The following is a 22,062-nucleotide window of genomic DNA, read 5'->3' as shown; positions in this document are numbered from 1 at the left end:
CTGCAGCTACTCCTCGCGGTCTGGACCGGCGCCTGCCCCACGTGTCACCGCGACATGCCACAACCGATACCGACCTGACCAAGCACTACTAGTGCTGTGACCGGAAAGGTTCACCGGCTCGCGACGCCCGGTGCGGCACCTCGCCGCGTTGTCGCATCACCCGAGTACATCCAGTACACGGATGATGCTCCGCCTTGCGATGTACCGCACCGGACGCCGCGAGCTTTCCGGCCACAGCACTAGAAACGGCCGTCCTGGCAGCGCGCCACCCAGTCCGCCGCGGACGTGAATGCCTCGTCCGACGTCCCCGTGGACGGCGGCCGTACGTCCGCCACCCCGATGTCCGCACGCGGATACGAGCCGAGGAAGCGCACCTGAAGGCAGATTCGCTTCAGGCCCATCAGGGCCTCCGCCATCCGGCGGTCGCTGATGTGGCCCTCGGCGTCGACGCAGAAGCAGTAGTTGCCGATGCCGGCGCCGGTCGGCCGGGACTGGAGCAGCATGAGGTTGATGCCGCGGGAGGCGAACTCGCCCAGCAGGTCGCGCAGCGCGCCGGGGTGGTCGTCGCGCTGCCACAGGACCACGGAGGTCTTGTCCGCTCCGGTGGGCGCGGCGGGCCGGGCGGGCCGGCCGACCAGCACGAACCGGGTCTGCGCGTTCTCCGCGTCGTGGATGCTGGTCTCGAGTGGCTCCAGCCCGTACCGTTCGGCCGCGAACTCGCCGGCGAAGGCGGCGTCGTAGCGGCCCTCCTGGACCAGGCGCGCACCGTCCGCGTTCGAGGCGGCGGACTCCCACACGGCGTCCGGCAGGTTCGTCCTCAGCCAGTTGCGCACCTGCGGCTGGGCGGCCGGGTGGGCGGTGACGGTCTTGATGTCGGACAGCTTGGTGCCGGGCCGGACGAGCAGCGCGAAGGTGATCGACAGCAGCACCTCGCGGTAGATCATCAGCGGCTGGCCCGCGACCAGCTCGTCGAGTGTCGTGGTGATGCCACCTTCGACGGAGTTCTCGATCGGCACGAACGCGGCCTCGGCGTCACCGGTGCGGACCGCGTCCAGGGCGGACTGCACGGACACGTAGGGGACCAACTCCCGGGTGGCCGCCTCGGGAAGCGTGCGCAGGGCCACCTCGGTGAAGGTGCCCTCGGGGCCGAGATACGCATAGCTCGCTGGCATGTCCTCACCCTAATGGCCTCGACCGGTCTCGGCCCATGTGTCTCATCTGCGCCCCTCCCAGGGGTGACCCACCGAGCCCGTCCTGTGGAGGGCGGCCCTCATCCTCACCGGGCGGCCGTGTCACCCCTCCAGCAGCGGCTGCCCCACGTACTCGCCCTTGGCCGCCCCGCCCGGGACGGCGAACAGGCCGCTCGCCTCGTGCCGGATGAACTGCGACAGCGCGTCACCGCGGTCCAGCTTGCGCTGCACGGGCACGAAACCCCGCAGCGGGTCCGCCTGCCAGCAGATGAAGAGCAGGCCGGCGTCCGGGGTGCCGTCGACGTCGAAGCCCTCGTGGTAGGAGAACGGGCGCCGGAGCATGGCGGCACCGCCGTTCTGGTCGGGCCGGGTGATGCGGGCGTGGGCGTTGACCGGGACGACGTAGGAGCCGTCCTTGCCCGCCTTCTCCAGGTCCATGGCGGTGGTCTCGGTGCCCCCGCTCAGCGGCGCGCCGTCGGACTTGCGGCGTCCGATGACGTTCTCCTGCTGGACGAGCGAGAGCTTCTCCCAGTCGTCCAGGAGCATGCGGATGCGACGTACGACGGCGTAGGAGCCGTTCGCCATCCAGGCCGGCTCGCCGTTCGCGGGGACGAAGATCCGCTGGTCGAAGTCGGCGTCGGACGGCTGGGGGTTGCGGGTCCCGTCCACCTGGCCCATCAGATTGCGGGCCGTCATCGGGTGCGCGGTGGCGCCCGGGGAGCGGTTGAAGCCGTTCATCTGCCAGCGGAGCCGGGCGGCGCTGCCCGCGTCCTTCTGGATCGCGCGCAGGGCGTGGAAGGCGACCAGTGCGTCGTCGGCGCCGATCTGCACCCACAGGTCGCCGTTGCTGCGGGTCTTGTCGAGGCGGTCGGAGGAGAAGTCGGGCAGCGGGTCGAGGGCGGCCGGCCGCTGTTTCTCCAGGCCCGTGCGGTCGAAGAAGCTGTGGCCGAAGCCGAAGGTGATGGTGAGCGAGGAGGGGCCGGCGTCCCGGGCGACGTCGGTGTCGTCGTGCGTGGCCGGTTCGCCCGCCATCAGCCGCTCGGCCGTGGCCGACCAGCGGCGCAGCAGCGCCGCAGCCTCGGTGCGGCCCGCACCGGCCGCCAGGTCGAAGGCGGCGAGGTGGCCGCGGGCCTGGAGGGCGTCGGTGATGCCGGGCTGATGTTTCCCGTGAAACATCGCCCGATTCGCGCCGAGCGAGGTCAGCGGGGTGGCCGCGGCGGGTGCCGCCGCGTACCCCGCGGCCGCGCCCGTCGCGCCGAGGACGAGTCCGGTCGCACCGGCGGTGCCGAGCAGCCGTCGGCGTGACACACCCGCCGCGGGCGAGCTGTTCTCCTCGGAGGCGGACGGCCGGGGCACGTGGGGGACGGCCGGCTCGGACATGGCCTTGGCGGCCTTGCTTCCGGCCTTCGAGGCCCTGGGTGTGGCGGCCTTGCCGGCCTTGCCGGTCTTCGCGGTCTCGGGGTCGGTCTTCGGGCTGGACTGGTCGGTCATGGTGGTGCTCAGCCGATCTGCGCGTTCTTGGTGACGGTCACCTGGTCGATGTCGGAGGTCCGCACGGTCACGGCGACCTTCCAGTCGCCGGCCATGGGAATCTGCACTCCGCTCGCCGCCCAGTGCCCGGTGGTGATGTGGTCGGGGGCCACCGGCAGCGGCCCGATCTTCTTCGCGGCCAGCGTGAAGGCGATTTTGATCTCGGGGATGTCGAAGGCCTTCCCGTCGGGTCGCTGGACGTAGACGTGCAGTTCGTTGCCGCCCACCCGCGCGGGGTCGAGGTCGAGCCGGACGACGCCCTTGCCGTTGCGGCCGCCGGTGTCGAACGGCATGTCGAGGGTGACAGCCCCGGCGGAGGACGAGGAGGAGTTCGAGGAAGCCGCCGAGGAGGTCGTGGCCGCCTTGGCCTCCTCCTCCGTACGGCCGGGTTCGGTCTGGGTCAGCACGGTGGTGACGGCGAGCAGCACGACGGCGACACCTGCCTCCATCAGCACGGAGCGGCGCAGCCCGAACCGGTGGGGGTCGGCGTCGCGCAGCCGCTTCAGCCGGGCCGCGTCCATGGCAGCCCGCTGCCGCGCGAGCTGGGCGGCCCGCCGGAAGTCGCCGCCGGAGGCGGTGCCGGCGGAACTTGCTCCCGCGGAGTCGCCGTCGGCGGAGGTTGCCGCGCCCGTCGCGCCCTTGCGTACGGCCGCGGTCTCCTTCCGCTCCGTCCGCCGCGTCTCCTCCACGGCAGGGTCCGTACGTCCCTTTGCCCCCGCCGCGGCACCGGTCGCGGCCGCCGTCTGCGCCAGCTGTCCCGTCCAGCGACGGGAGAACCAGCCGAGCACGACCAGCAGCAGCACGAGTCCGATCTTGGCCAGGAGCAGTTGCCCGTAGCGGGTGCCGGTCAGTGCGGACCAGGTGCCGACCTGGCGCCAGGCCTGGTAGGTGCCGGTGGCGACCAGCGTGAGCACGGACCCGAAGGCGATGCGGGAGAAGCGGCGTACGGCCGAGACCCCGACCGGGGTGTCCGCGGGCGCCCGGTACAGCGCGACCAGGAGCGCGACGAGCCCGCCGAGCCAGGCGGCCACGGCCAGCAGATGGACGACGTCGACCGGCATCGCGATGCCCGGCTGCAGGCCGACCGAGGCGTGCTCGGCCATCGCCCAGCTCGCCGCGAGTCCGGCCGCGACCACGGTGCCGCCGATCCCGAGCCCGAAGGTCAGATCGCGCTTCTCCTCGTCCTCCCGCTTCTCGTAGGCCCCGAAGAGCACCGCCACGAACAGGGCCGCGGCGGCGAGCAGCAGCAGCCGGGAGACGAGGGCGGCGCCGGTCTTGGTCTGGAGCACCTGCCCGAGCAGGTCCAGGTCGAAGACGTCCGCGACTTTCCCGGAGGTGGTGTAGGAGCCGCGCAGGAGCAGCAGTGCGAGCGTGGCCGCGGTGAGCGCCACCCAGCCGGAGACGACGAGCCGTTGCAGGACCCGCACCCCGGCTCCGCGCTGCCAGCAGGCCAGGACGAAGGCGGCGCCGCCGGCCAGGACGATGAAGCCGGCGTACGACACATAGCGGCCCAGTCCGTACAGCAGGCCGATGACACCGCCGCCCACCTCTTGGCCGCCGGTCGCGACCGAGGTCTTGGAGGGCGCGCCGATGGAGAAGGTGAAGGCGCCGCCGACGGGGTGGCTGTCGGCGGAGACCACCTGGTAGGCGACGGTGTAGGTGCCGTCCGGCAGCCCGGCGTGCAGCCGGACGGCGTAGGTGGTGCCGCTGACGTCGGAGGGGTCCCCGGTGTCGACGCGCTCGCCCTTGGGGTCGAGGACGCGCAGTGAGTCGTCGTTCAGGGCGACCTTCTCGGAGAAGGTCAGCGAGACCTGGGTGGGTGCCTTGTCGACCACCACCCCCTGCTGGGGGTCGCTGCCGGTCAGCGCGGCGTGCGCGGAGGCCGGTCCGGCGCCGGCGAGGAGCATGCCGGTGACGGCGAGGAGCAGCAGCACCAGGGTCCGGACGCGGGGGGCGGTGGTCTGCGTCAAGGTGATCCCTTCGTCAGTGTCCGGTCGTGGGGTTGTACGTGGCGGACTTGACCGGCATCTCGACCTCGAGGTCGCCGGATCTGGCGAAATGCAGGTCGACCGTGACCGTCTGCCCCTGCTTCGGCCTGTGCTTGAGTTCGTCGAACATCAGGTGGTTGCCGCCGCTGCGGAACACGAGCCGGCCGTGTGCGGGGACGGCGAGACGGTCCACCTGGCGCATCGCCCCGCCGACGGTCTCGTGCACGGTGACATCGCCGGCATCGTCGCTGGTGACCGAGGTCAGCTCGTCCTCGGCGTCGCCGTTGTTGACGATCGTCAGGAATCCGGCCGCCATCGAGTCCGAGACCGGCTGGGGCATGTAGGAGGAGTTGACGGACAGCTCGGCCCTGCCGCCGGACTCGGCGGACGCCGAACCGCCGCACCCGGCCAGCAGGAGCGTTCCGGTCAGAACGGTTCCGATGACGAAGGGGGCCGCGGCAGCCGGGCGCCTCACGGGTTCTCCCCCTTGATGAGCTTGGGAAGGTCCTTGGTGTAGTCGTCGACGGTGGCGTCCTCGCCGTAGATCACATAGCCCCGGTCGGTCTTGGGCGAGAAGGCCATCACCTGGGTGCCGTGCACCGAGACGAGCTTGCCGTTCTTGTCCTTCTTCGTCGGTTCGATGCTGATGCCGATGCTGCGCGCCCCGGCCTGGATGGTGGCGAAGTCGCCGGTCAGGCCGATGAACTGGGCGTCGATGCCCTTCAGCCAGGTGGCGAGCTCGGCCGGGGTGTCGCGGCCCGGGTCGGTGGTGACGAACACGACCCGCAGCTTGTCCTGTTCGGCCTTGGGCAGCGCTTTCTTGGCGACCGCCAGGTTGTTCATGGTCAGCGGGCAGATGTCGGGGCAGTGGGTGTAGCCGAAGTACAGCAGAGTGGGCCGGCCCGCGGTCTCCTTGCGCAGGTCGTACTTCTTGCCGTGTGTGTCGGTCAGTACCAGATCCGGCTTGTCGAACGGCTGGTCGAGGACCGTGGCGGGCTTGTGCGAGGTCTCCTCGGAGACGACGGTGGCGGCCTTGGAGCTGTCGTCGCCGCTGCCGCAGGCGGAGAGGGTGAGTGTGGCGGCGGCGAGCAGCGCTGCCGCGGCGAACGTCTTCTTACGCATAGAGAAATGTCCCAGATGTGAGATCTCCGGCGCGCACCGGGGTCGTGCGCGAGTGCGGCTCGGCCCCGGTGCGCGGCACGGACGAGCAGGTCAGGCGGTGGTGCGACGACGGCCGGCGAACACGCCGTACGCCACGCCCGCCGCGCCGATCACGATGCCCACGACGCCGAGGACGCGGGCGGTGGTGTCACTGCCGCTCTTCGCCGCCGCGGTGGTGTTCTGTGCGGTGGGCGCGGAGTCGTCGGCGGCGTTCTGCGCGGTCGCTCCCTGCGCGTCGTCGTCCGAGGCGGCGGCCAGCTGAAGCACCGGCGCCGGGTTGTCGGGCTCGGGCTGCCCCTTCTGCGGCACCTCGATCCAGCGGACGATCTCCTTGTCGGAGTACGTCTGGAGCGCCTTGAACACGAGCTGGTCGGTGTCCTCGGGGAGCCGGCCGATGGAGAGCGGGAACTTCTGGAAGTAGCCCGGCTCGATGCCGTCGCCGTCGGCGGTCCAGGTGACCTTGGTGACGGCCTCGGAGATCTTCTCGCCGTGCATCTCGATCGGCTTGGCCAGCTTGGACTTGGTGACGTCGATCTTCCAGCCGTCGATCGGCTCCGGCATCACCGAGGCCAGCGGATGGTCGGTCGGGAGGTTGACCTCCACCTTGGTGGTGGAGGCGTCGTCGCGCTCGTTGGGGACCTTGAAGTCGACGACGGCGTAGCCGCCCTTGGCGGCCGTGCCCTCGGGCTGCACGGAGACATGTGCGAACGCGGGGACGGACAGGGCGAGGACGGCCGTACCCGCGAGGGCGCCGACGGTGGCGAGGCGAGTGGTCTTGCGGCTGGTGGCCTTCACGACAGGTGCACTCCGCTTCCTGTGGGTTCCGGTGGACACCGGACGCGGTCCGGCGAATGCCGGTGCGTGCCGGTGGTGAAGAGGGAGGCCCGTACGCAGGGGTGACCGCCGGTGCGTGGGGCGGAGTCCCCGGGAAACGGGCCGCGCGCGGGCCGCACGACGGCGGCCGCTCCCTCCGGCGGAACCCGCTCGATGGCGGTCCGGTGTCCTGTGGGTGCTGGTCGCGCCGTGTCAGGCCGCGAGGGCGAGGGCGGCGGCCGGCGGGCCGCGGCGGATCACCGTGTGCTGGAGAGCGGCGGAGCGCGGTGCGGCGACCGGGGTGTCGGAGGCGCGCGCGTAGCGCATGCCGGCCGCGGGCGTCGTGGGCAGCCCCGTGTACAAGGCGCGCACCAGCGCGAGCGCCCCGCGCAGGGCGCGTACGACTGCGCGCTCGGCGACTCCGTGCGCCGACAGCTCGATCAGCCGCAGCACGGCGAGGTCGCCGCGGCGCAGCAGCCAGCCCGCGACGAGTCCGGCGAGCAGGTGACCGAGCAGCATGGGCAGGGACGGCAGCAGCGAGACGACCGAACCGGAGGCGGACAGGGCGTCCGCCGGGTGGTGCCCTGCGGAGGTACCGGGGGCGGGCCCGGCGTAGAGATGCGCGTCCACGAGGATCCGGTGCGCGCGGGCCGGGGTGATCCCGGCCGGGCCCGTGCCGCACAGGTACCGTGCGGCCTGTTCCACGAGTGCCGCGTCGGGGACGGCCTGCGGCGACCCCGAGGACAGCGACCCCAGGAGCGTCGATCCGGACGGTCCCATGCCCGCCGTGCCGTGCTGCCCCAGCCCGAACAGCGTGTGCAGCACGGTCTGCCCGACCGTGAGCAGGGCCGCGATCCCCGGCAGCGAGCGCGCCCGGCCGGCGAGCGGTACCGCCACGAGGAGGGTCCCCAGGAAGCCCGCGCCCAGCGTCCACAGCGGCACCGAGGCGCAGGAGGCCAGCGTGTGACCGGCCGCGGCCAGCACGACGCAGACCGCGGCGAACACCGCGGCCCGCAGCATCCGGAGATCGCGTCCGGCGTGTGCCGTGCGCGATGGGGCGGCAGACATGGCGCGCTCATCATCCCACTGGGCGGCCATGGTGCGTACGGCAGGTCCACAAGATGCGGTAGGTCCGTCTGGTCACCCTCTGTCCTCGGTGCCCCGGCGTCCCGTGTCTTCCAGGGGCCTCCCGGAGGCCTTCTGCCGGTGGTCCGTCCGCCTTCCCACCCGCGGTCTTGCGGCGAGTCGCCGGCTGTCTTCCGGTCGGCTCCGGGCCGTCGACCGACCCCGCATACACCGATTCCGCCCCCGCCGCATCCGCCGATCGAGCGGTCCGGCGTCAACTCCGTGCTTACGGCCGGGCACGAAGGGCAATACGTATCGGTATGTCGAGCCGCGGCCAGGAGGCTGGAGCATGAGCATCTGGTGGTCCCTCCATCTGCGGCGTGACGCTGCCAGCGTGCCGCTCGCCCGGAGGCTGCTCCTCGGCACGATGGAGACCGCGGGCGTCGACCCCGACATCTCCTACGACCTGTCCGTGGCGCTGAGCGAGGCCTGCGCGAACGCCGTGGAGCACGGCGGGGACGGCGGCGACGAGGCCTACCGCGTCACCGCCTACCTCGACGGCGAGAAGTGCCGTATCGAGGTCGCCGACGCGGGTCCCGGCTTCTCTCCCGCCGTCCGCCGGGCGCCGATCCGCGCCGCGCACGCCGAGTCCGAGCACGGCCGCGGCTTGTGCCTCATCCAGGAGCTCGCCGACCACGTCCACATCGGCGACAAGCCGGGCCGGGGCGGTGCGGTGGTGAGCTTCGACAAGATCCTCAAGTGGCGGCACGGCGCACCGCTGGTGGCGGTGTGACGAGTCCGGCACCCGGGGAAGGGTCCTCCGGCCGCGCGGCCCGGCGCGCCACGGGGCCCATCGCGTAGGAGGCCGCCGCCGTCGCGCCGCCCAGCAACAGCCAGCCGGGCGTGCCCCACTGCACCAGCAGCGAGGTCAGCACCAGCGGGCCGAGGGTGCGGGCCACGGTGACGCCGGTGCCGAAGAAGCCCTGGTACTCGCCGGTGCGCCCGGCCGGCGCCAGGTCGAAGGACAGCTGCCAGGCACCCGCCGACTGCCCCATCTCGGCCACCACCTGAAGCACCGCCCCCGCCACCAGGACGGCCACGGCCACCTGCGCGGGCACGCGCGCCGACAGGGCGAACACCGCGCAGGCGGCGAGCATCACCCAGCTGGCGCACCGCACCGCGCGTGTGGCCGAGGCGGGTGAGGTGATGCCGCGCGCCATGCGCACCTGGAAGAGCATCACCGCGCCGGTGTTCAGCACGAACAGCGCGGACACCACCCAGTCCGGGGCGCCGGTCCGCTCGGTGATCCACAGCGGCAGTCCGAGGCTGAGCAGCGGCATCCGCAGCAGCAGGACCGTGTTCAGCAGCGTCAGGGCGACGTAGGGGCGGTCGCGCAGCACCGCGAGGCGGGCAGGCGCGTGCCGGGCGGGCGGGGGCACCGGCGGTACCCGCAGCAGCAGGACCGCGCACAGCAGGAAGCTCGCCGCGTCCAGTGCGAACACGCCCAGGTAGGCCGCTCGTGTGCCGGTGTTCAGGGCGAGCCCGCCGAGGCCCGCGCCGACCGCCAGGCCCGCGTTGAGCGTCGACTGGAGGTGGGCGAGCAGCCCGGTCCGCTCCGCCGGGGGCACCAGGCCGGCCAGCAGCGCCTGCCGGGCCGCGGCGAGCCCGGACTGGGCGGCGGCGTAGGCGCACGCGGCGGCCACGAAGGGCACGAATCCGCGCACGACGAGGAAGGCCGCCACCGCCAGTCCGGTCAGCAGCGCCAGCGCCACCGCCGTACCCCGTGGCCCGCGGCGGTCCGCGACCCGCCCCAGGGGCACCCCGACGAGGGAGCCGACCGCCCAGGCGACGGTCAGGCCGAGCCCCACGCGCGCGGGTGCCAGTCCCACGACGTGCGTGAAGTACAGCGCGGAGGTGACGTAATAGGCGCCGTCGCCGACCGAGTTGGTCAACTGGGCGAGGGCCAGGACCCGCTGCGGTCCCGGAGGCGGAACGAGGGAGACCGTCATACTGACGACGTTAGAGCCGGGTTGGACCTCTCGGCAGACCCAATGACTGTCCGTTCAAGTGGTCCAATCGCGCGGACGGATGGCCACCTCACGCCCTGTCAAGGACCGCTGCCAGCAGGGCCAGTGCCTCGGGGTACGCCCGTTCCCGGGGTGTTCCGTAGCCGACGACCAGCCCCTGCGGCCGCTCCGCACCGGTGCCGGCACCATGACCGGAGCCGGAGCCGGAGCCGGAGCCGGAGCCGGAGCCGGAGCCGGAGCCGGAGCCGGAGCCGGAGCGGTCGCCGTCGCCGGGTCCGTACCAGTGGTCGCCCAGGCGGCCGAGCGCGAGCCCCTCCGCCTCCGCGCGGGCCAGCACCTCGTCCTCGTCGGCCACGTCGATCAGGGCGTGCAGCCCCGCGGCGATCCCGCGCACCCGATGGCGGGAGCCCAGCCGGTCCAGGAGCTGGTCGCGGCGGCGCCGGTAGCGCAGTCGGCAGGCGCGCACGTGCCGGTCGTAGGCGTGGCTGTCGATGAGCTCGGCGAGCGCCAGCTGGCCGATGGTCTCGGTGTGGTGGTCGCTGTGCAGCTTGGCGTCGGCCACCGCGTCCACCAGGTGCGGCGGCAGCACCATCCAGCCCAGCCGCAGGGCGGGACCGAGGGTCTTGGAGGCGGTGCCCAGGTACACGACCTGACCCGGCGCCATGCCCTGGAGGGCGCCCACGGGCTGGCGGTCGTAGCGGAACTCGCCGTCGTAGTCGTCCTCGACGATCAGCCCGCCACGCGCGCGTGCCCAGTCGGTCAGTGACCGCCGCCGCTCGGGATGCAGGGTCACACCGGTCGGGAACTGGTGCGCCGGCGTGACGACCACGGCGCTCTCCTCGCCCAGTTCGTGCGCGCGGGCGCCCCCGTCGTCGACCCGTACCGGCGTGACGTTCGAGCCGTTGCGCCGCACCACCTCGCGGTGGAAGGGCAGCCCTGGGTCCTCCATGGCGACCGTGCCGCCGTCCAGGACGCGGGTGAGCAGCGCCAGCCCCTGCACGTACCCGGAGGTGATCACGATCCGCTCCGGCGGTGCGATCACCCCGCGTGCCCGTCCCAGATAGCCCGACAGCGCGGTGCGCAGCTCGATCCGGCCGCGCGGATCGCCGTAGTCGTACGCCAGGGAGGGCGCCGTCGCGATGGCGCGGCGCAGCGCCCGCAGCCAGGCCGCCGCCGGGAACGCCCCGACGTCCGGGCTGCCGGGCCGCAGATCGAAGCGGGGGGCACGCGCGCGTGCCGCCGCCCCGGGCTGCTCGGCGGCGACGGCGGGCAGCGCGGCGACATGGGTGCCCGAGCCCTGCCGCGCGGTCAGATACCCCTCGGCGACCAGCTGGTCGTACGCCGCCTTCGCGGTGCCCCGCGAGATGCCGAGCTCGGCGGCGAGCCGCCGGGTCGCCGGCAGCCGGGTCCCGGGCGCCAGCCGCCCGTCCCGCACGGCGTCCCGGAGCGCCCGCTCGAGCCCGTTCCGGCGGCCGTCCGCCGCGTCCGGTTCCAGATGCAGGTCGACCCCGACACCGGACCAGAAGTCGTCTGTGTGCCCGTCCACGAAACCCCCCTGGACATGTGAATGGCCGGGCACCTCCCGTGGTGCCCGGCCCTCACTCTCGTATCAGCCCTTCAGCGACGCCATCCAGGCCTCGACCTCGTCGGAGCGGCGCGGCAGGCCCGCCGACAGGTTCCGGTTGCCGCCCTCGGTGACCAGGATGTCGTCCTCGATGCGGACCCCGACGCCCCGGTACTCCGCCGGCACGGTCAGGTCGTCGGCCTGGAAGTACAGGCCCGGCTCGACGGTCAGGACCATGCCCGGCTCCAGCGTGCCTTCGACGTAGGTCTCGGTGCGCGCGGCGGCGCAGTCGTGGACGTCCATGCCGAGCATGTGGCCGGTGCCGTGCAGGGTCCAACGGCGCTGCAGGCCGAGCTCGAGGACCCGCTCCACCGGGCCCTCGACCAGGCCCCACTCCACGAGCCTCTCGGTGAGCACGCGCTGGGCGGCGTCGTGGAAGTCGCGGTACTTGGCGCCCGGCTTCACCGCCGCGATGCCGGCCTCCTGGGCCTCGTACACGGCGTCGTAGATCTTCTTCTGGATCTCGGAGAAGCTGCCGCTGATCGGCAGGGTACGGGTGACGTCGGCGGTGTAGTACGTGTGCGTCTCCACGCCCGCGTCCAGCAGGAGCAGGTCGCCGGAGCGGACGGGGCCGTCGTTGCGGACCCAGTGCAGTGTGCAGGCGTGCGGGCCGGCGGCGGCGATGGTGCCGTAGCCGACGTCGTTGCCCTCCACGCGCGCGCGGAGGAAGAACGTGCCCTCGATGTAGCGCTCGCTGGTCGCCTCGGCCTTGTCGAGGACCTTCACCACGTCCTCGAAGCCGCGCACGGTGGAGTCGACGGCCTTCTGCAGCTCGCCGACCTCGAACTCGTCCTTGACCAGGCGGGCCTCGGACAGGAAGACGCGCAGTTCCTCGTCGCGCTCGGCGGTGACCTTGTCGGTCAGAGCCGCCTCGATGCCGGCGTCGTAGCCACGCACCAGGCGGACCGGGCCGGTGGCCTCCTTCAGCTTCTCCGGCAGTTCGCGCACGTCGGAGGCCGGGATGCCGTACAGCTGCTCGGCCTCGGTCAGGGAGTGGCGGCGGCCGACCCACAGCTCGCCCTGACCGGAGAGCCAGAACTCGCCGTTCTCCCGGTCGGAACGGGGCAGGAGGTAGAGCGTCGCCCGGTGGCCGTCCGCGGTGGGCTCGAGGACCAGGACGCCGTCCTCGGTCTGGTTGCCGGTGAGGTAGGCGTACTCGACGGAGGAGCGGAAGGCGTACTCGGTGTCGTTGGAGCGGGTCTTCAGGTTGCCCGCGGGGACCACCAGGCGCTCACCGGGGAAGCGCGCGGACAGGGCGGCGCGGCGGCGGGCGGTGTGCTCCGCCTGCTCGATCGGCTTCAGGTCGCGCAGCTCGGTGTCGGCCCAGCCGGACTTCATGTTCTCGGCGAGCTCGTCGGACACGCCCGGGTACAGGCCGTTCTTGCGCTGCTTGATCGGCTCTTCGGACTCGGTCTCCGGGGTCTCCGGGGTGGTGAGCTCCTCCGACACGGTCTTCCTCCTAGGTACGGCACTGGACCACCCCCATCGTACGGTCGTACGGAAGGAGCCCGAGGCGGCAGCACCTCTTACCGGGGAGCGGTGGCCGAACCGCCGGGAGCACTGCTCGGGCCGCCGGGAGCGCCGCCCCGGCCGCCGGGCGCCCCGCTCGCACCGTGGAGGTCTCGCGGGCCCTGAGGGCTGTCCCCGCGATCCCCGGCGGGCGCGCGACGCCGCCCTCGGCACCTCGCCGCGTTGTCGGAACATCCGCACACGCCCGGCAGGCGGACGTCCCTCCGCCGTGCGATGCTCCGCCACTGCATGAACGGCGTGGGAGGTGCCCCCGGCATCCGACGCCGCGCGCTGATCCACCGCGTATCACGGGACAGCTTTTAGTCGAAGCGTGCCGCCAGCAGCGCCACGTCCTCCGCGCCGTCGGTCCTGTCGAGGTCGTCCGGCAGGACCGTGCGCAGCACGTGGTCGGCGACCGCCCCCACGTCGTGGCGCGCCGCGCGAGGGACGCTCGCCGCCGCCGCGTGCAGCCGGGCGAAGGCGCGGTCGGCGGGCTCGCCGGTGCGTTGCAGCAGCCCGTCGGTGTAGAGCAGCACCGTCTCGCCCGCGGCCACCCGGAACTCCACGCTGGGCGCCTCCCAGCAGGCGAGCATGCCCAGCGGCGCGGACACGGACGTCTCCACGAACTCCGTGCGCCGCCCGCCGAGCAGCAGCGGGGGGCTGTGCCCGGCGCCGGCCAGGGTGATCTGGCGCAGTTCCGGCTCGCAGTAGGCGAACAGGGCGGTGGCGGAGCGGGCGGGCTCGGTCAGCCGCAGCAGCAGTTCGAGGTCGGAAAGGACGGCGACCGGGTCCTCGCCCTCCATGACCGCGTACGCCCGCAGGGAGGCACGCAGCCGGCCCATCGCGGCGACCGCGCCGGGGCCCGACCCGGTGACCGAGCCGACCGCGAGGCCGAGCGCGCCCTCGGGCAGCGGCAGCGCGTCGTACCAGTCGCCGCCCCCGCGCGGGCCGGTGCGGTGCCGGGCGGCGAGCTGCACCCCGGGGACGCGCGGCAGCCGGCTGGGCAGCAGTCCCTCGTACATCGTCGCCATGCACGCGCGCGTGCGCTCGCAGTCGAGCAGGCGCGCCAGGTGCTCGGTGGCGAAGCGGACGTACAGGCCGGCGAGGTGGCGCGGGCGCTCGGCGGGCTCGGCGGGCTCGTCGTAGAGCCACAGCGCGGCGCCGAGGCGGCCGGCGGCCTCGGTGGACAGGGGCAGCGCATAGCCGGCGGCGTAGCCGAGGCGGGCGGCCACCTCCCGGTGGCGGGGGTCGAGGCCGTCCTCGGCGAACAGGTCGGGGCGCATGATCTCGCCGGACCCGCCGGGCAGTCCGGCGGCGGTGTCCAGGAGCGCGTCGTACGGCATCGCGCCGCGCGGCACGGTTTCGATGTGCCCGAGATCGGCACGGGCCAGGCCCAGCCCGATGGTGGTGCGGGGGCCGAGTCCGTCGTCCGGTTCCAGGACGACGAGACCGCGCCGGGCGCCCACCAGGGCGGCACCGGCGCGGAGCAGTTCCTTCAGGGCGGCCTCGAGTCGGTCCGTGCGGGCCAGCCGCTCGGTCAGCTCGTGCAGGGTCGTGAGGTCGGAGACCCAGCCGGCGAGCCGGTCCTGCAGCAGGGCGCCCGGCGGGTACGGGGTGTGGGCGCAGTGCACGCTCTGTGCGAGGGCGGCCGGAGAGGAGCCCGGGGCCGACGGAGCCGGCGGGACAGTGTGTGCGGGAGCGGGAACCGTTGAATCGATTCCGGCCACTTTCGAAGAGTGAGGGGCGTTCATGGCGTCCGGCTTTCCGACCGGCGCGTACTGCTCGAAAGCATCGCAAACCCCCATGTCTTCTGCGCCGCCAGCAGTGTCTCCACATGTACACGCACTCGTGATGGGATGTCCAGCATTGTCCTGCCGGGATTCCTGGTGTCAGGGAGCCCGGACGGGTCTTTTCCAGACCCCTTGCGCAACAACCAAGTTGGCTTGAAACTGCCTCGGGTAACGGTCTACTGCGGTCGACTGGGTCTGCTCCACAGAGCGTCACAGCGGTCGTGATGGGTACGTACTCGGAGAAGGCCAGGGGTGGTTGAGACTCACCCGGAACCTGGTGATGGACCCGGGCGTCTTAGCCACCGACGACCGTGCCCCATCCTCGCGTGACGGCGGCGGAGAGCAGAACGCGCGACAGCAAAACGCCATGCTCCGCCACCCCACGCCACGCCCGTGCTCCTGGTAGACGCACGGACGGGGCTGCCGCGGAAAGCAGCCAATGCTCGGCCCATAGGGGTACCCCCGCCTGAAGGCAGGGGCGTGATGCGCCAACAGGTACGCACAGTGAAGTGATCGACCCATGGTGTGATGTGGCCCACGGTGTTGCCAGCGGTGCAACGGAAAGGAACGAGCGCTCATGCGCGAGATCCCCGGAAGGCGACGCAGGCTCCTGTCCCGGCGCAGCGACGGGAGGCCTGAGTCGATCAGCGCGGCTCTGACCTTTGCGACCCAGTGGCGGTGGCCCGTACTCCCGGGCGTGGCATCGGACCCGCGGCGCCCGGGCCGCTGCGGCTGCCCCGACCCCGAGTGCACGGTGCCCGGCGCACACCCCTTCGACCCCGGTCTCCTGGCAGCCACCACCGATGCCCGGATGGTGCGCTGGTGGTGGACCAACCGGCCGACCGCGCCGATCATCCTGGCCACCGGCGGCACTGCCCGTTCGGGCGACGTCGCCGGCGGGGCGGGCAGGGCCCCCTGCGCGGTGAGCCTGCCGGCCCTCGCCGCCGCCCGCGCCCTCGTCGCCCTCGACCGCGTCGGCATGCGGCTCGGCCCGGTCGTGGCCTCGCCCACGCGCTGGTCGATCCTCGTCAAGCCCTACTCCCTGGAGCAGCTCGGCGAACTGCTGAACGCCAAGGACTTCGTGCCCGGCTCGCTCCGCTTCCACGGTGAGGGCGGATACCTCGCCCTGCCCCCTTCCGAGACCGGTGCCGGGCAGATCCGCTGGGAGCGCGCCCCGCTGCCCGGCTCCGCGTCGCCGTGGGTGCCGGATGTGGAGGCCGTGGTGGACGCCGTGGTGGACGCCCTCACTCGTAAGGGTGTGAGCGCGCCCGAGTTGTAGGGGTGTCGGGCGCGCCGGGGCGGGATGCCCGAAGGGGTCGTTATCTTCCCTTCATGCTGCGTCACTCCGAGGAACAGGGAAGCGGGCGGGGGACCGGGCCTGGAGGACGATCCGCGTGGCGCGGTCGGCTTGATCCCGACCGCGTTCGTCTCTACGCCCTCGTGGCCGTCGTGGCGTGTGCCGTCGCGCTGCCGCTGGCCGTGGCGTCCGCGGGTGAGTTCGGTGACCGGGGCCGTGCGGGCGCGTCCTCCGCGGCACGGACGGAGCCGCGCGGCGACGACAAGGTGCTGTCCGCGGAATCCCGCCTTCCCCGGTCGACCCCGGTGCAGCTCGGCCTGGGCCTGGCGACCGCCGCCCGCTGCGGCCCCGAGGTCTCCTCGCCCGAGGGTGTCGAGGCGCAGACCTGCGTGCTGACTGAGGGGGCCGAGAGCTGGGGTCGCACCTACTACCGCAACGCGAGCGGTGAACCCCTGGACGCCGCCCTGACCTTCATGGGCCCCGGCGACCGCACCGTACAGACGCACTGCGCCCTGGACGGCGACGACGAACCGGGGACGTGTGAGACACCCCGGAAGCGCACCCGGGGACTGCCGTCCGCCTACACGGCCGTCGCGGAGTTCGCCGGCAGGGACGGCGAGGCCAGTCAGGACGGCGAGGCCGGCGGGAAGCGCCGGGGCGGGCCCGGCGGGCGTGGTCCGCTGCTGCTGCGTTCGGGGAGCAACTCTCCGGTGGGAACAGGCGGTTGACACCCGCCTGCACACGGTGAGCGACGGCGCGGACGGAAAGACCCGGTTGCTGGCGACGGGGGATGCACCAGCAACCGGGCTACTGGAACGGTAACAAGAGATCGGCCGTTCGCAAATTCGATCCCGGCTTTCCAGTCATCTTCCGGGTCGTCTTTCCGGTCACCGACTCGCCTGCACAGCATGGGAGTTGCGACTGGAGTCACCTGTTCCGCGTGCGGCGTTGCGGCTGACCGGTCGGTCAGCCGACACCGTGGACGGTGACCCGGCGGACCGACGGATCAGTGGACCGGCGGATCAGCTGAGCGTGACCTGCCGGTTGGTCAGGCCGCCGCGGGCGCGGCGCTCTTCGGGGGTCAGCGGCGCGTCCGTGGCCAGCGCGGCGGCCAGCCGCTCGGCGAACTCGGCGGCCGGCTTCTCCACGTCCTGTGCGCCGACCTCGCCGGGCAGGTCCCACACGGGCACCGTGAGGCCGTGGGCGCGGAAGGAACCGACCAGACGGGTGCCCTCACCGAGGTCGGAGCGTCCCGCCGTGTGCAGTCGGGCGAGGGCGTCCAGCAGTTGTTCCTCCGGGTGCGGCATGACCCAGCGCAGGTGGTTCTTCTCCGGCGTCTGGCACCAGTACGCCGCGTCGACGTCCTGCAGCCGAACGGTCGGGATGGCCGCGGCGTTGGCCCGTTCCAGGGACGCGGTGACCTCCGGTGTCGCGTTCTCCGCGTCCGGGACCCAGAACTCGAAGCCCGTGTGCACCACCGGCTCGAAGAGGGCGTCGGCGTCCAGCAGGTCCTGCAGCCGCGGGCCCTCGACCGGGGTGCGGCGCCCCTGCACCGGGGTGCCGGGCTCGGCCTCCAGGGCGCGCAGAAGGGTGTCGGCGAGGTCCCGGCTGATGTCACCGGACGCCGTGTCGTTCTGCAGACCGAGCAGCACCGAACCGTCGTCGCGGCGCAGCGCGGGCCAGGCCATCGGCAGGACCGTGGCCAGGGTGATGGACGGGACGCCCTCGGGCAGGCCCTCGCGGAGCGTCAGCTCGACCGTGGCGGCCGGAACCAGCTCGCGCAGTGCCACCCAGTCGCACTCGCCGGAAAGTCCCTCGAACGGCCGCTGCACCAGCTCGGTCACCGCGTGCGCCGCGGCCCGGCCGTGACAGGCCTTGTAGCGCCGGCCGCTGCCGCAGGGGCACGGCTCGCGGGCGCCGACCACCGGGATCTCTCCGTCCGTGAGCTGCGGGCGCTTGGCCTTCGTCTGGGGTCGCTTCTTGGCCATCTGGGTGTCTCCCGGTTACGGCTCGTCTCGTACGGGCGCGAGCCTAGTCGTTCACACCCTCGACGACGGGAAGCTGTGGACGAGGCGGCGCATGTGGACAACGCAGGAACAGCCGTACGAACGAGGGGCGGCCCCGCACAGCGCCGGGCCCGGGCCGCTCGGCCGGGCCCGACCGGGGCGGGCCGTCAGTCCAGGTCGTCGAAGGCGTCCGCGAAGTCCAGCTCGGGCAGGGCCGCCACCGCCGGGGCCGCGATGCGGGTGGCGAAGTCGTCCCGACGGTGGCCGGCGCGGCCGGCGTCGGGGTCGTGGACGTCGTCGTGGACGACCACCCATACCGTGACCTCGCCGTGGATGTCGTCGCGTACGCCCCAGTCGTCGCAGAGTGCCGTGATGATGTTCAGCCCGCGCCCGCCGTGTGCCGTGACCGAGGGAGTGGCCGGGGCCGGCCGGGTGGGGCCGCCGCCGTCCGTCACCTCGACGACCAGCCGGCCGCAGACGTCCACGCGCCACGCGGCCCGTACGTCGCCGTCACCGACCGACGCGCCGCCCAGCGGCCGACCGTGCTTGCACGCATTGCTCAGAAGCTCGGAAAGGACCAGTACGGCATCGTCGATGACCGATTCCGCCACGCCACCTCTGCGCAACTGATCACGCATCCGGTGCCTGGCTTCCCCCACGCCCGCAGGGCCATGGGGTACGGCCATGCTCGACGACGTGGGCACCTCCTGTGCCACCACCAACGCCACCCCCGAGACCTCCTTCGCCCCACGCCACGGTGTGGATGCCCCATCGGCCTGAACCGGAAACCGGCCATTCCACGTCCGGCGACGCATTCGCAACGATCGAGCACACAGCGAACGCGCCGGAGCACTCCCTGTCATGACAGAGCAGTATGTGGCTGGATTTCTTAGGCGTGGCCGAAAACGGAGGATGCTGCGTCGGGCCATACCGGTCAAGGCCCGCGACCGATCAGCGGCCGAGCTGTTGCAGGACCGCGCGCGGGCGGTTGGTGATGATGGCGTCGACGCCCAGGCCGACACAGAGATCGACGTCCTCGGGGTCGTTCACGGTCCATACGTGCACCTGGTGCCCCGCCCGCTTCAGTCGCTCGACGTAGGCCGGGTGGCCGCGCACGATCCGGATCGAGGGTCCGGCGACACGGATGCCCGCCGGCAGGCGCCCGTCCCGGAGCCGGGGCGAGACGAACTGCATCAGGTAGACCGTCGGCAGCGTCGGCGAGGCGGCCCGCACCCGGTGCAGCGAGCGCGCCGAGAAGCTCATCACACGCACCGGCGACTCCTCCGCCGAGGCGGGGGCGTCCAGGCCGAACCGTTTCAGGAGCACCAGCAGTCGCTCCTCGACCTGCCCGGCCCACCGGGTGGGGTGCTTGGTCTCGATGGCCAGTTCCACCCGCCGCCCGGCGTCGGCCACGAGTTCGAGCAGCCGTTCCAGGGTGAGCACGGAGGTGTCCTCGGGATCCTCCGGCCGCACCTCCCAGTCCGGCTCCTCGTCCCGGCCCCGCCAGAAGGCCCGGGTCCGCCCGGCGCCGAAATCGAGCGCGGACAGGTCGGCGAGCTCCAGGGCGGACACCGCACCGCGCCCGTTCGACGTACGGTTGACACGTCGGTCGTGCACACACACCAGGTGCCCGTCCGCGGTCAGGCGTACGTCACACTCGAGGGCGTCCGCACCGTCCTCGATGGCCTTGCGGTAGGCGGCCAGCGTGTGCTCCGGGGCGGCCTCGGAGGCTCCGCGGTGGGCGACGACTTGGATGTGGTGCTGCCGTACGTGGGTCACCGCGTCATGGTGCCACTGCGGCGGGGTACGAGTGACAGCGATCGGGCGTCGATAATTTGTCCGTTTCATGTGAGATGACCTATATGAGGAGTGCTACTGGACCCACAGGCACCGCTTATGGTGCTCTGACGGCCCGTGGGAAAAGCTGACGACAGACAGATGCACATGCACAGCCTGAGTACGCCTGGTCCCCGGCAGGCGTGACGCGTGACCGAGTGCGACCGACAACAACAGCCGTGGATCGAGGAGAAGAGCTGTGAGCACCGAGAACGAGGGCACCGCCGTACCCCCGGCCCCGTCCGCACCTCCCGTGCCGGTGGAATCTCCCGCAGCTTCCCCGCAGCCGGCCGCCCCCCAGGACGGCGCACCCACGCCCCCGCACGCGCCCTCCGGTGCGGCGCCGCACGCGCCCGCCACCCCGGACGCGCAGTACCCGTCGGTGACGCCGGCCCCGTCGGCTCCCGGAGCGCAGGCGTCCGGCGCACCCGGCGCCGACCCCCACGGACCCACCGGTCCCGCGAACGCCGGCGGCTCGCCCGTCGACGGCTCCTGGCCGCCGCCCCCGCCCCACACGCCCGCCTATGCGGGCGGCGGCGCCGGTGACGGCGCGGCGGGCGGCCCGGGCGGCTCCGGCGGTTCCGGATGGGGCTCGGGAGGCTCCGGCTGGGGCTCGGCGTACCAGCAGCCGGCGCCCAGGCCCCAGGGCCGTCGCGGCGGACTGGTCGCCGCGATGCTCGTGGCCGCACTGGTCGCGGGCGGCCTGGGTGGCGGCATCGGCTACACGCTCGCCAAGAAAGACGACACCGCCTCCACCACGGTCTCCGCCTCCGACACCGGTGCCGCGCAGGTCAAGCGCGACCCGAACTCGATCGCGGGCGTGGCGGCCAGGGCGCTGCCGAGCACCGTCACCATCGAGGCCGAGAGCACCAACGGCCAGGGCGGCACCGGCACCGGCTTCGTGTTCGACACCCAGGGTCACATCATCACCAACAACCACGTGGTGGCCGACGCGGTGGACGGCGGCAGGCTCACCGCCACCTTCCCCGACGGCAAGAAGTACGACGCCGAGATCGTCGGCCACGCGCAGGGCTACGACGTCGCGGTCATCAAGCTCAAGAACGCGCCGTCGGACCTCAAGCCGCTCGCCCTCGGCGACTCCGACAAGGTGGCCGTCGGTGACGAGACGATCGCCATCGGCGCCCCCTTCGGCCTGTCCAACACGGTGACGACGGGCATCATCAGTGCCAAGAACCGCCCGGTCGCCTCCAGCGACGGCAGCGGCGACAGCAAGGCGTCCTACATGAGCGCCCTGCAGACGGACGCCTCCATCAACCCGGGCAACTCCGGCGGCCCCCTCCTCGACGCGCGCGGCGCGGTCATCGGCATCAACTCCGCGATCCAGTCCTCCAGCGGCGGCGGACTCGGCGGCTCCGGCCAGTCCGGTTCGATCGGCCTGGGCTTCGCCATCCCGATCAACCAGGCCAAGTACGTCGCCAAACAGCTGATCAAGACGGGCAAGCCGGTCTACGCCAAGATCGGTGCGTCCGTCTCCCTGGAGGACTCGATGAGTGGCGCCAAGATCACGGACCAGGGCGCCGCCGGATCCGACGCCGTGGAGGCGGGCGGCCCCGCCGCCAAGGCAGGCCTCGAGCCCGGCGACGTCATCACCCGGCTCGACGACCGGGTGATCGACTCGGGCCCCACCCTCATCGGCGAGATCTGGACCCACAAGCCCGGCGACCACGTCAAGATCACCTACAAGCGCGGCGGCAAGGAGCACACGACCGAGGTCACCCTCGGTTCCCGCGTCGGCGACAACTGACCTCCCCGCCGCCGCGGGGCCGTTCCCCGGAACAACCGACCCGCACGCGCGCATGCCGACCCGTTACTCTTGTCCCCGCGCCACCGCCGACCAGGCAGGCGCGAGGTGGGTTGCCCGAGCGGCCTAAGGGAACGGTCTTGAAAACCGTCGTGGCGCGAGCCACCGTGGGTTCAAATCCCACACCCACCGCACAGTTCAAGGCCCCTGACCGACTGAGTCGGTCAGGGGCCGTTGCGTTGAGCGGCGCCCGCTCGGCGCCGCTCACCCGTGGCTGCTCGCGCGATCGGGCACGGGCTGGTCACGGACACCATGTGACCCGTGGCACCATGCAGGTCGGTCGGTGCCGGTCGAACCGGCCACACCACGGCACTAGTAGTGCTTGGTCAGGTCGGTATCGGTTGTGGCATGTCGCGGTGACACGTGGGGCAGGCGCCGGTCCAGACCGCGAGGAGTAGCTGCAG

General features: G+C 72.6%; 18 protein-coding genes and 1 tRNA gene. 5 read left to right on the top strand and 14 right to left on the bottom strand.

The window, feature by feature from the left end:
• Positions 1-239: 239 nt before the first annotated feature.
• The 7 genes from pheA to ACWDUZ_RS37395 all read right to left on the bottom strand — a co-directional run bounded on the left by pheA (position 240) and on the right by ACWDUZ_RS37395 (position 7,750).
• The gene (gene pheA / locus ACWDUZ_RS37425) at positions 240-1,172 is read right to left on the bottom strand and encodes a prephenate dehydratase (RefSeq protein ID WP_451636295.1); all 933 of its coding nucleotides are present in this window, start codon (positions 1,170-1,172) and stop codon (positions 240-242) included.
• Between the two features lie 120 nt (positions 1,173-1,292).
• Positions 1,293-2,681 carry an iron uptake transporter deferrochelatase/peroxidase subunit gene (gene efeB, locus ACWDUZ_RS37420; RefSeq protein WP_451636294.1) on the bottom strand — a complete coding sequence of 463 codons (1,389 nt, stop codon included), beginning with the start codon at positions 2,679-2,681 and terminating at the stop codon, positions 1,293-1,295.
• 8 nt (positions 2,682-2,689) lie between these two features.
• Positions 2,690-4,690: a copper resistance CopC/CopD family protein gene (locus tag ACWDUZ_RS37415; protein ID WP_451636293.1), complete on the bottom strand. Its 2,001-nt coding sequence runs from the start codon at positions 4,688-4,690 to the stop codon at positions 2,690-2,692.
• 13 nt (positions 4,691-4,703) lie between these two features.
• Complete coding sequence (locus ACWDUZ_RS37410; protein WP_451636292.1) at positions 4,704-5,183, bottom strand: copper chaperone PCu(A)C; 480 nt, start codon at positions 5,181-5,183, stop codon at positions 4,704-4,706.
• Positions 5,180-5,830 carry an SCO family protein gene (locus ACWDUZ_RS37405; protein ID WP_451636291.1) on the bottom strand — a complete coding sequence of 217 codons (651 nt, stop codon included), beginning with the start codon at positions 5,828-5,830 and terminating at the stop codon, positions 5,180-5,182. Before ACWDUZ_RS37405 ends, ACWDUZ_RS37410 begins: the two co-directional genes overlap by 4 nt.
• A gap of 90 nt (positions 5,831-5,920) precedes the next feature.
• A complete protein-coding gene (locus ACWDUZ_RS37400) occupies positions 5,921-6,664 on the bottom strand; it encodes a YcnI family copper-binding membrane protein (protein WP_451636290.1) in 744 nt (247 codons plus the stop codon).
• Positions 6,665-6,895: 231 nt separating this feature from the next.
• On the bottom strand, positions 6,896-7,750 hold the full coding sequence (locus ACWDUZ_RS37395; RefSeq protein ID WP_451636289.1) for a hypothetical protein: 855 nt from the start codon (positions 7,748-7,750) through the stop codon (positions 6,896-6,898).
• A 346-nt stretch (positions 7,751-8,096) separates the two neighbouring features.
• Here ACWDUZ_RS37395 and ACWDUZ_RS37390 point away from each other — a divergent pair, with 346 nt between their 5' ends.
• On the top strand, positions 8,097-8,540 hold the full coding sequence (locus ACWDUZ_RS37390; RefSeq protein ID WP_451636288.1) for an ATP-binding protein: 444 nt from the start codon (positions 8,097-8,099) through the stop codon (positions 8,538-8,540).
• On the opposite strand, the gene ACWDUZ_RS37385 is transcribed toward ACWDUZ_RS37390, so the two are convergent.
• From ACWDUZ_RS37385 to ACWDUZ_RS37370, 4 genes are all read right to left on the bottom strand, one after another.
• Positions 8,503-9,756: an MFS transporter gene (locus ACWDUZ_RS37385; RefSeq protein WP_451636287.1), complete on the bottom strand. Its 1,254-nt coding sequence runs from the start codon at positions 9,754-9,756 to the stop codon at positions 8,503-8,505. The two genes, ACWDUZ_RS37390 and ACWDUZ_RS37385, sit on opposite strands and share 38 nt — an antisense overlap.
• Positions 9,757-9,844: 88 nt before the next feature.
• Entirely contained in the window at positions 9,845-11,320 is a 1,476-nt protein-coding gene (gene pdxR / locus ACWDUZ_RS37380; RefSeq protein WP_451636286.1) for a MocR-like pyridoxine biosynthesis transcription factor PdxR, read from the bottom strand.
• Between the two features lie 63 nt (positions 11,321-11,383).
• A complete protein-coding gene (locus ACWDUZ_RS37375) occupies positions 11,384-12,847 on the bottom strand; it encodes an aminopeptidase P family protein (RefSeq protein WP_451636285.1) in 1,464 nt (487 codons plus the stop codon).
• Between the two features lie 380 nt (positions 12,848-13,227).
• Positions 13,228-14,658, bottom strand: a complete 1,431-nt coding sequence (locus ACWDUZ_RS37370; RefSeq protein WP_451636284.1) for a PP2C family protein-serine/threonine phosphatase — start codon at positions 14,656-14,658, stop codon at positions 13,228-13,230.
• 616 nt (positions 14,659-15,274) lie between these two features.
• Between ACWDUZ_RS37370 and ACWDUZ_RS37365 the strand changes: the two genes are divergently transcribed.
• Both ACWDUZ_RS37365 and ACWDUZ_RS37360 read left to right on the top strand, forming a co-directional pair.
• Entirely contained in the window at positions 15,275-15,976 is a 702-nt protein-coding gene (locus ACWDUZ_RS37365) for a bifunctional DNA primase/polymerase (protein WP_451636283.1), read from the top strand.
• Between the two features lie 170 nt (positions 15,977-16,146).
• Positions 16,147-16,722, top strand: coding sequence for a hypothetical protein (locus tag ACWDUZ_RS37360; protein WP_451636282.1), 576 nt, complete (start codon positions 16,147-16,149; stop codon positions 16,720-16,722).
• A gap of 294 nt (positions 16,723-17,016) precedes the next feature.
• Here ACWDUZ_RS37360 and ACWDUZ_RS37355 read toward each other — a convergent pair whose 3' ends face one another.
• The 3 genes from ACWDUZ_RS37355 to ACWDUZ_RS37345 all read right to left on the bottom strand — a co-directional run bounded on the left by ACWDUZ_RS37355 (position 17,017) and on the right by ACWDUZ_RS37345 (position 19,779).
• Positions 17,017-17,982, bottom strand: a complete 966-nt coding sequence (locus ACWDUZ_RS37355; RefSeq protein WP_451636281.1) for a DUF5926 family protein — start codon at positions 17,980-17,982, stop codon at positions 17,017-17,019.
• 185 nt (positions 17,983-18,167) lie between these two features.
• Positions 18,168-18,728, bottom strand: coding sequence for an ATP-binding protein (locus ACWDUZ_RS37350; RefSeq protein ID WP_451636280.1), 561 nt, complete (start codon positions 18,726-18,728; stop codon positions 18,168-18,170).
• Between the two features lie 223 nt (positions 18,729-18,951).
• Entirely contained in the window at positions 18,952-19,779 is an 828-nt protein-coding gene (locus tag ACWDUZ_RS37345) for a glycerophosphodiester phosphodiesterase (RefSeq protein ID WP_451636279.1), read from the bottom strand.
• A 256-nt stretch (positions 19,780-20,035) separates the two neighbouring features.
• Between ACWDUZ_RS37345 and ACWDUZ_RS37340 the strand changes: the two genes are divergently transcribed.
• Entirely contained in the window at positions 20,036-21,601 is a 1,566-nt protein-coding gene (locus ACWDUZ_RS37340) for a trypsin-like peptidase domain-containing protein (protein WP_451636278.1), read from the top strand.
• A gap of 104 nt (positions 21,602-21,705) precedes the next feature.
• A tRNA-Ser gene (locus ACWDUZ_RS37335) sits at positions 21,706-21,790 on the top strand.
• Positions 21,791-22,062: the final 272 nt, after the last annotated feature.

Source organism: Streptomyces sp. NPDC003393 (assembly GCF_053589015.1).
Note: the sequence above shows the minus strand (reverse complement) of the source record. Positions and strands in the feature narration are given on the sequence as shown.

What these genes read in the sequence shown, in the direction of transcription:
- ACWDUZ_RS37405 (WP_451636291.1), bottom strand. Translation starts at nt 5,830, where the DNA reads ATGCGTAAGAAGACGTTCGCCGCGGCAGCGCTGCTCGCCGCCGCCACA.
- ACWDUZ_RS37370 (WP_451636284.1), bottom strand. Translation starts at nt 14,658, where the DNA reads ATGAACGCCCCTCACTCTTCGAAAGTGGCCGGAATCGATTCAACGGTT.
- ACWDUZ_RS37355 (WP_451636281.1), bottom strand. Translation starts at nt 17,982, where the DNA reads ATGGCCAAGAAGCGACCCCAGACGAAGGCCAAGCGCCCGCAGCTCACG.
- ACWDUZ_RS37385 (WP_451636287.1), bottom strand. Translation starts at nt 9,756, where the DNA reads ATGACGGTCTCCCTCGTTCCGCCTCCGGGACCGCAGCGGGTCCTGGCC.
- ACWDUZ_RS37365 (WP_451636283.1), top strand. Translation starts at nt 15,275, where the DNA reads ATGCGCGAGATCCCCGGAAGGCGACGCAGGCTCCTGTCCCGGCGCAGC.
- ACWDUZ_RS37395 (WP_451636289.1), bottom strand. Translation starts at nt 7,750, where the DNA reads ATGTCTGCCGCCCCATCGCGCACGGCACACGCCGGACGCGATCTCCGG.
- pheA (WP_451636295.1), bottom strand. Translation starts at nt 1,172, where the DNA reads ATGCCAGCGAGCTATGCGTATCTCGGCCCCGAGGGCACCTTCACCGAG.
- ACWDUZ_RS37390 (WP_451636288.1), top strand. Translation starts at nt 8,097, where the DNA reads ATGAGCATCTGGTGGTCCCTCCATCTGCGGCGTGACGCTGCCAGCGTG.
- efeB (WP_451636294.1), bottom strand. Translation starts at nt 2,681, where the DNA reads ATGACCGACCAGTCCAGCCCGAAGACCGACCCCGAGACCGCGAAGACC.